Below are 14,746 nucleotides of genomic sequence, written 5' to 3' on the forward strand. Positions count from 1 at the left end.
CCGTATTTTAGAAACCAACAACACCCCTTCGCCACTTAAATAAATTCGATAAATTTGATTTAAGGCAATGTGATGTCATTCCTTGTTCAAATGAGCGGTAAATAGAGCATAGACCAATTCTTCTCAGGGTGAATGTTATGCTGTCGTGACAAGATTCCTCCCGCTATACTGCTGATAACTTAAAGGAAAAAGTGTTCATTTCGCGGGGGATTTATGCTTCTCGAACGTGTGGAAATTGTCGGGTTTCGCGGTATTAACCGCCTGTCGCTGCAGCTTGAGCAGAACAACGTCCTGATCGGCGAGAACGCGTGGGGTAAGTCCAGCCTGCTCGATGCGCTGACGTTACTGCTTTCCCCCGAAGACGATCTGTATCACTTTGTCCACGACGATTTCTGGTTCCCGCCCGGGGACGTGACGGGACGCGAGAAGCACCTGCATATTATCCTGACGTTCCGTGAATCCGAGCCAGGCCGTCACCGCGTGCGTCGCTTCCGACCGCTGTCACCCTGTTGGGTGCCCTGTGACGATGATTTCCACCGGATTTTCTATCGCCTGGAAGGCGAGATGGCGGAAAACGAAGGGGTCCTGACCCTGCGCGAGTTTCTTGATGAAAAAGCCAACCCGATCCCACTGGACAACATCGACGATTTGGCTCGCCACCTGACCCGCCTGACGCCGGTATTGCGGTTGCGTGATGCGCGCTTTATGCGGCGTATCCGTAACGGCACGGTACCGAATATGCCGGAGGTGGAAGTCACCGCCCGCGAGCTGGATTTTCTGGCGCGTGAGCTGGTGTCGCGTCCGCAAAACCTGACCGATGGTCAGATTCGCCAGGGGTTGTCCGCGATGGTACAACTGCTGGAGCACTATTTTTCCGAGCAGGGGACATCGGAGTCGCGCCACCGGCTGATGCGCCGTCGCTCTCATGATGAACAACGCAGCTGGCGCTATCTCGACATCATCAACCGGATGATCGACCGGCCCGGCGGTCGTACCCATCGGGTGATTCTGCTGGGGCTGTTTTCAACACTTTTGCAGGCTAAAGGCACCGTGCGTCTTGACCGGGATGCCCGCCCGTTGCTGCTGGTGGAAGACCCTGAAACGCGGCTTCACCCCATCATGCTCTCGGTGGCGTGGCATCTGCTGAATTTGCTGCCGCTCCAGCGGATTACGACCACCAATTCTGGTGAGCTATTATCCATGACGCCGGTTGAGCATATCTGCCGTCTGGTGCGCGAGTCTTCGCGGGTCTCCGCGTACCGCCTCGGGCCTGGCGGTTTAAATGCCGAAGACGGGCGGCGCATCGCGTTTCATATTCGTTTTAATCGCGCGTCGTCACTTTTTGCCCGCTGTTGGCTGCTGGTGGAAGGGGAAACGGAGACCTGGGTCATCAACGAACTGGCGCGTCAGTGTGGGCACCATTTTGATGCGGAAGGCATTAAGGTGATCGAATTTGCCCAGTCGGGATTAAAACCGCTGATAAAATTTGCCCGCCGGATGGGTATTGAATGGCATGTGCTGGTGGACGGTGACGAGGCGGGTAAAAAGTATGCCTCGACCGTGCGTAGCCTGCTGAATAATGAACGCGAAGAAGAGCGCGACCATTTAACCATGCTCCCCGCGATGGACATGGAGCACTTTATGTATCGTCAGGGGTTTGACGATGTGTTCCACCGCATTGCGATGGTGCCGGTCGATGTTCCGATGAACATGCGCCGCGTGATCGCCAAAGCGATACACCGTTCGTCAAAACCGGATCTCGCGATTGAAGTGGCGACGGAAGCGGGAAGGCGGGGCATGGAGGCGGTGCCCACTCTGCTGAGGAAGATGTTCTCCCGCGTACTGTGGCTGGCACGCGGGAGGGCGGATTAACCTCGGGTCGCCTGATTCACCTGCTGAATCAGGCTGTCCAGCAGTTCGTAGCGACGGCGATATTCGGAACGTTTTTTGCTCGCGATCTCTTCCATCGGTTTACGCGGCATGACAAGCGGCAGCATAAAGTTACCGCTATCCTGCTTTTCACCGCCGAGGGAGAGCCAGAAGCTGTCATAATCAGCCAGCAGTTTTCCCTCTTTTTTCTTGCGGTAACGCCAGCTGCGATAAATATGGGTGTCGTTACTGACGGCGACAATCTGTTCGACCGGGAAAGCGGCGCCGAGCGTCATGGCGGTTTCAACCAGCAGACGTTTCGGGAACAGCCCATGACAGGCCTTCGTCGCTTTCTGGATCCGCTCATGGGGAACATGCGCTTTTGCGCCCTGCAAACCGCCAATGAACAGCGTCGATTTTCCGGCAAAAGGGCAGAGCGTGAAGGTTATCTCCGCCAGGACTGTGTTTTGATCGTCGCAGAAGACGAGGGTGGCTTCTCCCTCTTTATCCATAAACGCATCAGCACACAGGCGAACGGTAAAGTGCTGTTCATCTTTACCGGTTAAGGTCAGCAGCGTGGCACCCTGCTTCGAAAGATAGCCCTGCAGCAGCGTCGCCGGAAGCTGGCGGCTCATGATCTGATAGTGCCAGTTAAGAGACTCCAGCGCGTGCTGACGTTCCATGTTCACCGTCAGCCACGGGCGGTGCATCCGGCAGGGCAGCCCCGGCTGAGCTTGTAATATCTGCATCAGACGCGGCTGTTTTGCCAGGCGCGTCAACAGGCGAGAGGTGGTGACGGGAGCCGCAAGCGACCGTAACACGAACTTGCGCCGATAAGCCGGATTCTGCCATGCCAGTCCTGGGGTAAGCTTACCCAAAGCCAGGTTTTTGAAAAGCTGCCAGCCGGAGGCAGGCTGCGTCAGGGGGGAATAAGGCGTATCGACGATGGAAGACATGATAAATCCTGAATCTTTTGGAATATCACTATTTCAACAAGAGGAATATCAACATCTCGTCAACAAATTAGGACGATTTCGGAGAACAGGGGTTTCGTTAAGGAGTCGTTTAGATAGAATCAACATTTATTATTGCCAGAACATTTATTTGGAATATTTATGAACCTCAAGGGAAAACGCAGAACGCTATTTCTGCTGCTGGCGGTCGTGATTTTAGTCGGTGGATTCTGGTTATGGCAGGTGCTTAACGCACCGGTGCCGCAGTACCGGACACTGATCGTTCGCCCCGGCGAACTGCAGCAAAACGTCCTGGCGACGGGCAAGCTTGATGCATTGCGCAAGGTTGACGTTGGCGCTCAGGTCAGCGGCCAGCTGAAAACGCTGTCGGTAGAGATCGGTGATAAGGTAAAAAAAGGCCAGCTGCTGGGTGTTATCGATCCTGAACAGGCCGAGAACCAGATCCGCGAGGTGGAAGCCACGCTGATGGAGCTTCGCGCCCAGCGTGCTCAGGCGCTGGCTGAACGTAATCTGGCCCAGGTCACGCTGACCCGTCAGCAGGCGCTGGCAAAAACCCAGGCCATTTCGAAGCAGGATTTAGATACTGCCACGACGGAGCTGGCGGTCAAGCAGGCGCAGATTGGCACCATCGACGCACAAATCAAACGCAATCAGGCCTCGCTGGACACGGCGAAAACCAACCTCGACTACACGCAAATCGTTGCGCCGATGGCCGGTGAAGTCACCCAGATCACCACGCTGCAGGGGCAGACGGTAATTGCCGCCCAGCAGGCGCCTAACATTCTGACGCTGGCGGATATGAGCACTATGCTGGTCAAAGCGCAGGTTTCCGAGGCGGATGTGATCCATCTGAAACCGGGGCAGAACGCCTGGTTTACCGTGCTTGGCGACCCGCAGACGCGCTATGAAGGCGTGCTGAAAGACATTCTGCCGACGCCGGAAAAGGTTAACGACGCTATCTTTTACTACGCCCGTTTTGAGGTGCCAAACCCACAGGGCGTGCTGCGTCTGGATATGACTGCCCAGGTGCATATCCAGCTGACCGGCGTGAAGAACGTGCTCACCATTCCGCTCTCCGCGCTGGGCGAACCCGCCGGGGACAATCGCTATAAAGTGAAAGTGCTGCGCAACGGCGAGACGCGCGATCGCGAAGTGGTGATTGGCGCGCGTAATGATACCGATGTGGTGGTGGTGAAAGGGCTGGAAGAGGGTGAGGAGGTGGTTGTCAGTGAAAGCCTGCCCGGAGCCGCGAAATGACCGCGCTGCTTGAGCTGAAGGATATCCGTCGCAGCTATCCGTCGGGCGACGGTCCGGTGGAGGTGCTGAAAGGTATCTCCCTGCGCGTGGAAGCGGGCGAGATGGTGGCGATTGTCGGCGCGTCAGGCTCCGGTAAATCGACGCTGATGAACATTCTCGGCTGCCTGGATAAACCCACCAGCGGGACCTATCGCGTGGCCGGGACGGATGTCTCCACGCTCGACGGCGACGCGCTGGCGAAGCTGCGCCGGGAACATTTTGGTTTTATCTTCCAGCGTTACCACCTGCTCTCACACCTGAACGCGGCGCAAAACGTCGAAGTGCCCGCCGTCTATGCAGGCGTGGAGCGGAAGAAACGTCTTGAGCGTGCGAAGACGCTGTTAACGCGTCTCGGGCTGGCTGAACGCGTGGAGTACCAGCCGTCGCAGCTGTCCGGTGGCCAGCAGCAGCGCGTGAGTATTGCCCGCGCGCTGATGAATGGCGGGCAGGTGATCCTCGCGGATGAACCCACCGGGGCGCTCGACAGCCATTCCGGTGAAGAGGTGATGGCGATCCTCCACCAGCTTCGCGATCAGGGGCACACGGTGATCATCGTTACCCACGATCCGCAGGTGGCGGCGCAGGCGGAACGCATTATTGAGATCCACGACGGCGAGCTGGTCAGCAACCCGCCGCCGCGTGCGTCCAGAGCGGCAGCTCCGAAAGAAGCGCTGCCGGACTCAACCGGCTGGGGACAATTTTCCAGCGGCTTTCGTGAAGCGCTGAACATGGCCTGGCTGGCGATGGCGGCCAACAAAATGCGCACCCTGCTGACCATGCTCGGGATTATCATCGGTATCGCCTCGGTGGTCTCGATTGTGGTGGTGGGCGACGCCGCCAAGCAGCTGGTGCTGGCCGATATTCGCGCCATCGGTACCAATACCATTGATGTCTATCCCGGCAAGGACTTTGGCGACGACGAACCGCAGTATCAGCAGGCGCTAAAGTATGACGATCTGGCAGCGATTCAGAAGCAGCCGTGGGTAAATTCCGCCACGCCAGCCGTTTCGCAAAACCTGCGTCTGCGGGTAGGGAATGTTGACGTTGCCGCCAGCGCCAACGGCGTCAGCGGGGACTACTTCAACGTCTACGGCATGACCTTCAGCGAAGGGGCGACCTTTAATGCCGAACAGCTGGCGGGCAGGGCGCAGGTGGTGGTGCTGGACGCGAACTCGCGCAGGCAACTCTTCCCTAATAAAGCCAATGTCGTCGGTGAAGTGATCCTGGTCGGCAACATGCCTGCCACGGTCATTGGTGTGGCGGAAGAGAAACAGTCGATGTTTGGCAGCAGCAAGATCCTGCGCGTCTGGTTGCCCTACACCACGATTTCCGGGCGGATCATGGGGCAGTCATGGCTCAACTCCATCACCGTGCGCGTGAAGGAGGGCTACGACAGCGCGCTGGCCGAACAGCAGCTTGAGCGGTTGCTCACGTTGCGCCACGGGAAGAAGGATTTCTTCACCTGGAACATGGACGGCCTCTTGAAAACGGCGGAAAAGACCACACGTACTCTTCAGCTGTTCCTCACGCTGGTGGCGGTGATCTCGCTGGTCGTCGGCGGCATCGGGGTGATGAATATCATGCTGGTGTCGGTCACGGAACGTACCCGGGAGATTGGCATCCGCATGGCGGTCGGGGCCAGAGCCAGTGATGTACTGCAACAGTTTCTGATTGAGGCTGTGCTGGTGTGCCTGGTCGGCGGGGCGATGGGGATTGCGCTCTCGATGATGATTGCGTTCGCGCTCCAGCTCTTTTTACCCGGGTGGGAGATTGGTTTCTCGCCGGTCGCCATTATTACCGCATTTTTATGTTCGACCTTTACCGGCATTTTGTTTGGCTGGCTCCCCGCCCGCAACGCGGCGCGGCTGGATCCGGTGGATGCGCTGGCTCGGGAATAACCCGAAAATAAAAATGCCAGCCGATCGGGCTGGCATTTTGACTGCGGGATGTACACAATAAAACAGAGCGCTATGCAACCGTCTCTGCTTCAATGGGTACGATAAGGCTTGCATGATTGCCTTTTGGTCCCTGGTGTACATCGAACCGGACGGACTGCCCGGCTTTGAGCGTTCTGTAACCATCCATCTGAATGGTGGAATAGTGAGCGAAGATATCCTCGCCGCCGCCTTCGGGGCAGATGAAGCCAAACCCTTTGGCGTTGTTGAACCACTTAACAGTACCCATTTCCATGCTTCGACATCCTTCGTAAATCTTATAAGTTAAGATGGAATGAACCGGTGGTGGAGTGGGGGCTGTTCAAAACCTCGCCATCTCACGCTTGTACAATTTAGAGAAACGAAAGACGTCGTCAAGCGTTTGGCGCTGGAGATGGGACAATAATCAACCAAAGTTTGAAGCAGTTAACGCTATTGCAACGGTTTGTGACAGACATCGCGGATGACAGTAATAGATGATTGTTATCTAACATCTGAGGTAGATTCAAAGTGGTTATGCAAAATGGGTAAGACCAACGACTGGCTGGATTTTGACCAGCTGGCGGAAGATAAAGTGCGTGACGCGCTAAAACCGCCATCTATGTATAAAGTTATGTTAATGAACGATGATTACACGCCGATGGAATTTGTTATTGACGTGCTACAAAAGTTCTTTTCTTATGATGTAGAACGTGCAACGCAACTGATGCTTACCGTTCATTATCGAGGCAAAGCCATCTGCGGCATCTTTACGGCAGAAGTGGCGGAAACCAAAGTGGCGATGGTGAACGACTATGCGAGGGAGAACGAGCATCCGTTGCTGTGTACGCTGGAAAAGGCCTGATAAGGCATAAAATTGGGGGAGGTGCCTATGCTCAATCAAGAACTGGAACTCAGTTTAAACATGGCTTTCGCCAGAGCGCGTGAGCACCGACATGAGTTTATGACCGTCGAGCATTTACTGCTCGCACTGCTTAGCAACCCATCTGCCCGCGAAGCGCTGGAAGCCTGCTCCGTGGATCTGGTGGCGCTACGTCAGGAACTCGAAGCCTTCATCGAACAAACCACACCGGTGCTGCCAGCCAGTGAAGAGGAGCGCGACACGCAGCCGACGCTCAGCTTCCAGCGCGTGCTGCAGCGCGCGGTATTCCACGTCCAGTCTTCCGGACGTAGCGAAGTGACTGGCGCAAACGTCCTGGTCGCCATCTTCAGCGAGCAGGAGTCACAGGCGGCCTACCTGCTGCGCAAACACGAAGTCAGCCGACTCGACGTGGTGAACTTTATTTCTCACGGAACGCGCAAAGACGAGCCTAACCAGGCATCGGATTCCAGCAATCAGGTCAATAACAATGAAGAGCAAGCAGGCGGGGAGGATCGTATGGAAAACTTCACCACCAATCTTAACCAGCTTGCTCGCGTTGGCGGTATCGACCCGCTGATTGGTCGCGATAAAGAGCTGGAGCGCGCGATCCAGGTGCTGTGCCGTCGCCGCAAAAACAACCCGCTGCTGGTGGGTGAGTCAGGCGTGGGTAAAACCGCGATTGCCGAAGGTCTGGCCTGGCGCATTGTGCAGGGCGACGTGCCGGAAGTGATTGCCGATTGCACCATCTACTCGCTGGATATTGGCTCGCTGCTGGCGGGCACCAAATACCGCGGCGATTTTGAAAAACGCTTCAAGGCGTTGTTAAAACAGCTGGAGCAGGACACCAACAGCATTCTGTTTATCGATGAGATCCACACCATCATCGGCGCAGGTGCGGCGTCCGGTGGCCAGGTGGATGCCGCTAACCTGATCAAACCGCTGCTCTCCAGCGGCAAGATCCGCGTGATTGGCTCCACTACCTACCAGGAGTTCAGCAACATCTTTGAAAAAGACCGTGCGCTGGCGCGCCGCTTCCAGAAAATCGACGTGACCGAACCGTCCGTTGAGGAAACGGTGCAGATCATCAACGGTCTGAAGCCGAAGTATGAAGCGCACCACGACGTGCGTTACACCGCGAAAGCGGTACGTGCGGCGGTGGAGCTGGCGGTGAAATACATCAACGATCGTCATCTGCCGGATAAGGCGATTGACGTGATTGATGAGGCAGGGGCGCGAGCGCGCCTGATGCCGGCCAGCAAGCGTAAGAAAACGGTTAACGTGGCGGACATTGAGTCCGTGGTGGCCCGTATCGCACGTATTCCTGAGAAGAGCGTCTCTCAGAGTGACCGCGACACGCTGCGCACCCTCGGCAATCGCCTGAAAATGCTGGTCTTTGGTCAGGATAAAGCCATTGAAGCCTTAACCGAAGCGATCAAGATGGCTCGCGCCGGGCTGGGGCATGAGCACAAGCCTGTCGGTTCCTTCCTGTTCGCTGGCCCAACCGGCGTCGGGAAAACCGAGGTGACGGTTCAGCTCTCCAAAGCGCTGGGCATTGAGCTGCTGCGCTTTGATATGTCCGAGTACATGGAGCGCCACACCGTCAGCCGTTTGATTGGTGCGCCTCCGGGCTACGTGGGCTTTGACCAGGGCGGCCTGCTCACCGACGCGGTGATCAAGCATCCGCACGCGGTACTGCTGCTCGATGAAATCGAGAAAGCGCACCCGGATGTGTTCAACATCCTGCTGCAGGTGATGGACAACGGGACGCTGACCGACAACAACGGGCGCAAGGCGGACTTCCGCAACGTGGTGCTGGTGATGACCACTAACGCCGGGGTACGTGAAACCGAGCGTAAATCCATCGGCCTGATCCATCAGGACAACAGCACCGATGCGATGGAAGAGATCAAGAAGATCTTTACGCCGGAGTTCCGTAACCGTCTGGACAACATTATCTGGTTCGATCACCTGTCTACCGAGGTGATCCATCAGGTGGTGGACAAGTTTATCGTCGAGTTGCAGGTACAGCTGGACCAGAAAGGCGTATCGCTGGAAGTGAGCCAGGAGGCCCGCAACTGGCTGGCTGAGAAAGGCTACGACCGTGCGATGGGTGCCCGTCCGATGGCGCGTGTGATTCAGGACAACCTGAAGAAACCGCTGGCTAACGAGCTGCTGTTTGGCTCGCTGGTGGACGGCGGTCAGGTGACCGTGGCGCTGGATCAGGCGAAGAACGAGCTGACGTACGACTTCCAGAGTGCGGCGAAGCACAAGCCGGAAGCGGCTCACTGAGTAGTAAGGTAAAAGCAAAACGGCAACTTCGGTTGCCGTTTTTTATTGTTTGCTCCCTCTCCCTGTGGGAGAGGGCCGGGGTGAGGGCAACAGGCCGCAGAGGAATTTTGCGAGGCGCTTTCCAGTTTCTTTCGATGTCTGTTGCTGGATGAATCCACAGTAATAAAATGGCGGCGCACCTGCTAAATCAGGTGTCGGGATTGGCGTCCTGAAAGTGTGTGCACAGACAATCTTGCGTGCATAAAGGATCACATATGACCGATATTAATGGCTTCACCCAACTCTACACCGAACTCTCCCTCAATCCCGATCTCCCAACCCTTGCTGAGCGCTGCAAACTGCTCACCGAAATCCTCCTCGACTGCAAATCACTCCCGCAGACGAAGCCCGTATGCCGTTGCCTTGGTGCATACCTGGAAGAAATGAAAACCGGCCTCACAGAATCAATGCGTGACTTTCAGGTGGTGGAATTTGAGAACGAAGCCGAACAACCGCGACAAAAAGAGTGGCTGCTGGAAGATACAGAAACGAAATGCGACTACTGCCGGGCATTAAACCATGTGCTGCTGGTATCGCATTTTGACCGCGATATGTTGCCGCACCTGACGGGATTACTGCATGATATGGTTCATTCTATGGCGGTGGATTTAATCACTACTGTACAGCCGTGGATGACAATACATCTTCCGGTACAGCAACACTAGAGCCATAAATAAAAAAGGCCGGGATGATCCCGACCTTTTAAATATTCATCTGCCATTACAGGCGAAAACAATTAGCGACTACGGAAGACAATGCGGCCTTTGCTCAGGTCGTACGGGGTCAGTTCAACAGTCACTTTGTCGCCCGTTAAAATGCGGATATAGTTTTTGCGCATTTTACCGGAGATGTGCGCAGTTACCACGTGACCGTTTTCCAGCTCTACGCGAAACATGGTGTTAGGCAACGTATCAAGTACGGTACCCTGCATTTCAATATTGTCTTCTTTGGCCATCTAATCCTCTGGGGTATCACTACCAAGTTTTGAACCGGCAAGATAATGCCGAAATTCATCAATTAAGTAAAGAATTGCGCGTTTAAAACGCAGCAAAACAGTTTCGGCGCATTGCCCAAGCGTCACGGTACAACCGAACGGAAAGCGCATTCGTAAAGGGGATACAACAGGATAAACGTCAGGACGTTATCTGAAGCGAAGGTCCCAAACGGCGGCGGGGCAACAGGCAGAAGCTACTCTGCGGCATAATTATAACACCCTCACAAAAAATATGCGGAAAACATTTAGGCATTGGGCATAAAGAGCGTTCTCGGTATCCAGAAGTCGCGCGGGAGCTTCTGCTGGCGGCTGGCATCCAGATGCTCGATGTACTGGCGTCGCGGGATCTCAACGGCGCCGAGGGAGGCCGTATGCTCATTGAGGACCTGACAATCGATCAGGTTTCCGCCGCGTTGCGCGAATTCCTGGCAGAAAATGAGCAGCGCGGTTTTCGAGGCGTTCACCGCGCGAGAGAACATCGACTCGCCGCAAAACAGCGTCCCTTGCGCCACGCCGTACATGCCGCCGACGAGTATGCCGTCTTCCCATACTTCGATGGAGTGAGCGTAGCCAAGTTCATGAAGCTGGTGGTAGGCGGTAATAATATCGCGGGTTATCCACGTCCCTTCATGGCGGTCTTGCGCACAGCCTTCAATGACCTGACCAAACGCGTGATTGAGGGTGACGCGATACGGCGATTTGGTATGGAAACGCTTCATGCTGCGGCTGAGGTGAAACTGCGCTGGCCACAGCACGGCGCGCGGATCGGGCGACCACCATAAAATCGGGTCGCCGGGCGAAAACCACGGGAAGATGCCGCGCTGGTAAGCCATCAAGAGCCGTGCAGGGCTGAGGTCCCCACCCAGGGCCAGCAGCCCATTGGGCTCACGTAGCGCTCCCTCCGGCGACGGGAACGCAATGTTATGACGAGAAAGCTGGACCAGGCGCATGACAGCAAAACTCCAGTACGCGAGTGAGGACGCTACAAATATAGTCTACAGACGCTGTTTAAACTGGTAGTAGCGACCCTGTTTCGTCAACAGCTCTGCGTGACTACCTTGCTCAATAATGTGTCCGTTGTCCATCACAATTATCCGATCAAAACTTGCCAGTCCACGCAGGCGGTGTGTGACCATCAGCACGGTTTTCCCTGCCATCACATTCGCCAGTAAATCAAGGATTTGACTCTCAGTCGTCGCATCCAGTCCTTCAGTCGGTTCGTCGAGCAGCATCAGCGGTGCATCATGCAGCAGCGCACGCGCAATCGCCAGACGACGCAGTTCTCCACCGGAGAGCTGACGACCACCTTCACCCAGCCAGCTGTTCAGCCCGTCGTCCTCAAGCAGTTTTTGCAGCCCGACCTGTTCCAGCGTGGCGCGAAGCGCGTCGTCCGAAGCCTCCGGCGCGGCCAGTAACAGGTTATCGCGCAGGGTGGCGCTAAACAGATGCACACGCTGTGGAACGACGCTGACGGTCTTACGTAGCGCCTGCTCGCTGAAATCTGTCAGCAACGTATTATTGAAGCGAATCTGGCCGCGCTGCGGATCCCAGGCGCGGGTCAACAACTGTAGCAGCGTCGATTTACCGCAGCCGGTGCGGCCAAGGATCGCAATCCGCTGCCCCGCATCAACTGACAGAGTGATACCTTCCAGCGCATTCTGCGCCTGTTTGTCATAGGCGAAGGTCACGTCATCAAGCGTCAGCGTCACCTGCTCAGGCACCGCGGTCTGGGCTGCGCTGAACGTTACCTCAGGCTCCTGCTCGGCAATCTGGGTGATGCGCAGGGCAGAGGCGATCACCTGACCAAGATGCTGGAAAGCGCCCGTTACCGGTGCCAGCGCTTCAAAAGCGGCCAGTGCGCAGAAAACGAAGAGGGCAATAAGCGGACCTGGCTGAGGATTACCGCCAACTCCGCCGGAAGCCAGCCACAGCATGGCGATCACCGCCACGCCGCCGATCAACATCATCAGCGCCTGAGAGAAGGCCGTCAGTTCCGACTGACGGCGCTGGGCTTCGTGCCAGTTCAGCTCCGTACTTTCCATCCGGGCGCGATAGCGCTTGCTTGCGCCAAAAATGGTCAGCTCTGCCTGCCCATGAAGCCAGGAGGTCAGCTGCTGGCGGTAATCGCCGCGCAGACGCGTCAGGTTTTCCCCCGTGGATTTTCCGGCGCGGTAAAACAGCGGCGGCAGAATAATGAGCGTTAGCAGCATGATCCCGCCGAGCGTTAGCGCAACGGGAACATCCAGAACAGCCAGCCCCAGCGTGACCACCACAATCACCACAAACGCGCCCACGATCGGGGAGATTACGCGCAGGTAAAGGTGATCCAGCGTATCGACATCCGCAACGACACGGTTCAGTAATTCACCCTGACGAAAACGCGCCAGCCCGGCAGGGGAGAGGGGCAGCAGTTTGCTGAAGGTGTAGATACGCAGATGCTGCAGGACGCGGAACGTGGCGTCGTGGCTGACTAAACGCTCGAAATAGCGTCCGGCCGTGCGGGTAATGGCGGTACCGCGAACACCTGCCGCCGGAAGCATATAGTTGAAGCTGTATAATCCGGCGAACCCCGCCACGGCCGAGGCCGACAGGAACCAACCGGAAAGCGTGAGCAGGCCGATACTGGCGAGCAGCGTCACAATGGCCAGCACAATCCCCAGCGTCAGCATCCATTTATGGCGTTTATAGAGCGCAAGATAAGGCAGCAGAGCACGCATCAGATGTCCTCCTGACGGTTTGCCAGCAAGGCGGCAAACGGCCCCTGCGCGGCAACGAGTGAGGCGTAATCGCCTTGTTCAACAATACGTCCGTTTTCCATCACCCAGATCTCGTCCCAGTCAGCAATTCCTTCCAGCTGATGGGTAACCATCAGCGTGGTTTGTTGCAAGGAGGCGGCGTTCAGCGCCGCCATGACGCGCTGCTCACTGTGTGCGTCCAGACTGGCTGCGGGTTCATCCAGCAGCATCAGCTGGCACGGGTTAAGCAGTGCGCGGGCGACGGCCACGCGCTGCGCCTGTCCAACCGACAGCCCGGCAGACTGGTCGCCGACCACGGTATCTATACCTTGCGGGAGCATCGGCAGAAACTCGCTGACCCAGGCGCGGTCGAGAACCGATTGCAGTTCATCTTCACGCGCATCCGGGCGCGCCAGCAGAACGTTTTCACGCAGCGTAGAGGCAGGCAGTTGAGGATTTTGCCCCACCCAACTGAGCTGTTGACGCCAGGCGTCAGGATCGAGATGACGTAGTTCGGTTTTGTTGATCCGCAGTGAACCGGTGTAGGCCATAAAACCGGATAACGCATTCAGTAGAGAACTTTTCCCGGAACCGCTGGTGCCAACCAGCACCACGCGCTTTCCCGCCGGCAGGGTGAAGTTCAGCGGGCCTGCCAGCACTTTCCCTTCCGGCGAGAGGATGCAGAAATCGCTCGCGTCGAGGGTTACCGGCTCTTTGCTGTTCAGCGTCACGTCACCCCGATCCGGATGCGCCAGCGGCGTCTCCAGGAATGTTTTCAGGCTATCGGCTGCGCCAACTGCCTGCGCTTTGGCGTGATAGAACGTCCCCAGGTCGCGAAGCGGCTGGAAAAATTCCGGGGCCAGGATCAGCGCCAGGAAACCGGCGGAAAGGGTCACTGCCGTGCCGTAATGACCGAAATCCAGCGCGCCCAGATAGGAGAAGCCAAAGTAGACCGCCACGAGGGCAATAGACAACGAGGTAAAGAACTCCAGTACGCCGGACGACAGGAAGGCCAGGCGTAACACCTCCATGGTGCGCTGACGGAAGTCCTGCGATGCCCGACGAATGTTTTCGGTTTCCGCTTCACCACGACCAAAAATGCGCAATGTTTCCATGCCGCGAAGACGGTCCAGGAAATGGCCGCTTAAGCGCCCCAGTGCCAGGAAGTTACGGCGGTTGGCATCCGCAGCACCCATTCCGACCAGCGCCATAAAGAGGGGAATCAGCGGCGCGGTGCCCATCAGGATCAGCGCAGCCATCCAGTTCACCGGGAAGATGGCGATCACAATCAGCAGCGGAACGAAGACGGCGAGCGCCATTTGTGGCAGATAGCGTGCGTAGTAGTCGTGCATATCGTCAATCTGTTCAAGGATCAACGTCGCCCAGCTTCCGGCCGGTTTACCCTGGATCCACGCGGGCCCGGCTTCCTGCAGACGATCGAGCACCTGACGGCGGATCTCGTAGCGGATATGCTGTCCGGCATGGAAACCGACGCGCTCGCGCAGCCACACCACCCATGCGCGCAGGATAAAAATCAGGACCAGGACGATAAAAGGCATCAGGAGCGCTTCGCGCGGAATGTTCTCCATGATCATGTGGTTAAGAATGCGGGCCAGCAACCATGCCTGGGCAACAATCAACAGACCACTGACAAACCCCAGAACACGGGAGATCGTAAGCCAGCGGCGGGAAATAACGCTTTGCTGTTTCAGCCAGCGTGTTAACTCTTGTTGACGGGTTTTTTCCATTGCGTA

The 14,746-nt window shown here is 56.7% G+C and carries 12 protein-coding genes; 6 read left to right on the forward strand and 6 right to left on the reverse strand.

The window, feature by feature from the left end:
• The first annotated feature begins 213 nt into the window (after positions 1-213).
• Positions 214-1,872 carry an ATP-dependent endonuclease gene (locus tag G0034_RS07310; protein ID WP_179120673.1) on the forward strand — a complete coding sequence of 553 codons (1,659 nt, stop codon included), beginning with the start codon at positions 214-216 and terminating at the stop codon, positions 1,870-1,872.
• Here the strand turns inward: G0034_RS07310 and G0034_RS07315 are convergent.
• Positions 1,869-2,825, reverse strand: coding sequence for a VirK/YbjX family protein (locus tag G0034_RS07315; protein ID WP_023332528.1), 957 nt, complete (start codon positions 2,823-2,825; stop codon positions 1,869-1,871). The genes G0034_RS07310 and G0034_RS07315 overlap by 4 nt on opposite strands.
• Before the next feature lie 159 nt (positions 2,826-2,984).
• Between G0034_RS07315 and macA the strand changes: the two genes are divergently transcribed.
• Positions 2,985-4,100 carry a macrolide transporter subunit MacA gene (gene macA, locus G0034_RS07320; RefSeq protein ID WP_179120674.1) on the forward strand — a complete coding sequence of 372 codons (1,116 nt, stop codon included), beginning with the start codon at positions 2,985-2,987 and terminating at the stop codon, positions 4,098-4,100.
• A complete protein-coding gene (macB, locus tag G0034_RS07325; protein ID WP_179120675.1) occupies positions 4,097-6,037 on the forward strand; it encodes a macrolide ABC transporter ATP-binding protein/permease MacB in 1,941 nt (646 codons plus the stop codon). Before macA ends, macB begins: the two co-directional genes overlap by 4 nt.
• Positions 6,038-6,107: 70 nt before the next feature.
• On the opposite strand, the gene cspD is transcribed toward macB, so the two are convergent.
• Entirely contained in the window at positions 6,108-6,329 is a 222-nt protein-coding gene (gene cspD / locus G0034_RS07330; RefSeq protein ID WP_008499993.1) for a cold shock-like protein CspD, read from the reverse strand.
• Between the two features lie 267 nt (positions 6,330-6,596).
• Here cspD and clpS point away from each other — a divergent pair, with 267 nt between their 5' ends.
• The 3 genes from clpS to G0034_RS07345 all read left to right on the forward strand — a co-directional run bounded on the left by clpS (position 6,597) and on the right by G0034_RS07345 (position 9,928).
• Complete coding sequence (gene clpS / locus G0034_RS07335; protein WP_006174393.1) at positions 6,597-6,917, forward strand: ATP-dependent Clp protease adapter ClpS; 321 nt, start codon at positions 6,597-6,599, stop codon at positions 6,915-6,917.
• Between the two features lie 27 nt (positions 6,918-6,944).
• Complete coding sequence (gene clpA / locus G0034_RS07340) at positions 6,945-9,224, forward strand: ATP-dependent Clp protease ATP-binding subunit ClpA (protein ID WP_014831269.1); 2,280 nt, start codon at positions 6,945-6,947, stop codon at positions 9,222-9,224.
• 254 nt (positions 9,225-9,478) lie between these two features.
• Positions 9,479-9,928, forward strand: a complete 450-nt coding sequence (locus G0034_RS07345) for a hypothetical protein (RefSeq protein WP_179120676.1) — start codon at positions 9,479-9,481, stop codon at positions 9,926-9,928.
• Between the two features lie 71 nt (positions 9,929-9,999).
• Here the strand turns inward: G0034_RS07345 and infA are convergent, their stop codons facing one another.
• The 4 genes from infA to cydD all read right to left on the reverse strand — a co-directional run bounded on the left by infA (position 10,000) and on the right by cydD (position 14,740).
• The gene (infA, locus tag G0034_RS07350; protein ID WP_002211347.1) at positions 10,000-10,218 is read right to left on the reverse strand and encodes a translation initiation factor IF-1; all 219 of its coding nucleotides are present in this window, start codon (positions 10,216-10,218) and stop codon (positions 10,000-10,002) included.
• Between the two features lie 284 nt (positions 10,219-10,502).
• The gene (aat, locus tag G0034_RS07355) at positions 10,503-11,207 is read right to left on the reverse strand and encodes a leucyl/phenylalanyl-tRNA--protein transferase (protein ID WP_179120677.1); all 705 of its coding nucleotides are present in this window, start codon (positions 11,205-11,207) and stop codon (positions 10,503-10,505) included.
• A gap of 45 nt (positions 11,208-11,252) precedes the next feature.
• Positions 11,253-12,974, reverse strand: coding sequence for a heme ABC transporter ATP-binding protein/permease CydC (cydC, locus tag G0034_RS07360; protein WP_179120678.1), 1,722 nt, complete (start codon positions 12,972-12,974; stop codon positions 11,253-11,255).
• The gene (gene cydD, locus G0034_RS07365; protein ID WP_023332534.1) at positions 12,974-14,740 is read right to left on the reverse strand and encodes a heme ABC transporter permease/ATP-binding protein CydD; all 1,767 of its coding nucleotides are present in this window, start codon (positions 14,738-14,740) and stop codon (positions 12,974-12,976) included. Before cydD ends, cydC begins: the two co-directional genes overlap by 1 nt.
• Positions 14,741-14,746 lie beyond the last annotated feature (6 nt).

This window comes from Enterobacter sp. T2, from assembly GCF_010692925.1.
Classification (GTDB): domain Bacteria; phylum Pseudomonadota; class Gammaproteobacteria; order Enterobacterales; family Enterobacteriaceae; genus Enterobacter; species Enterobacter kobei.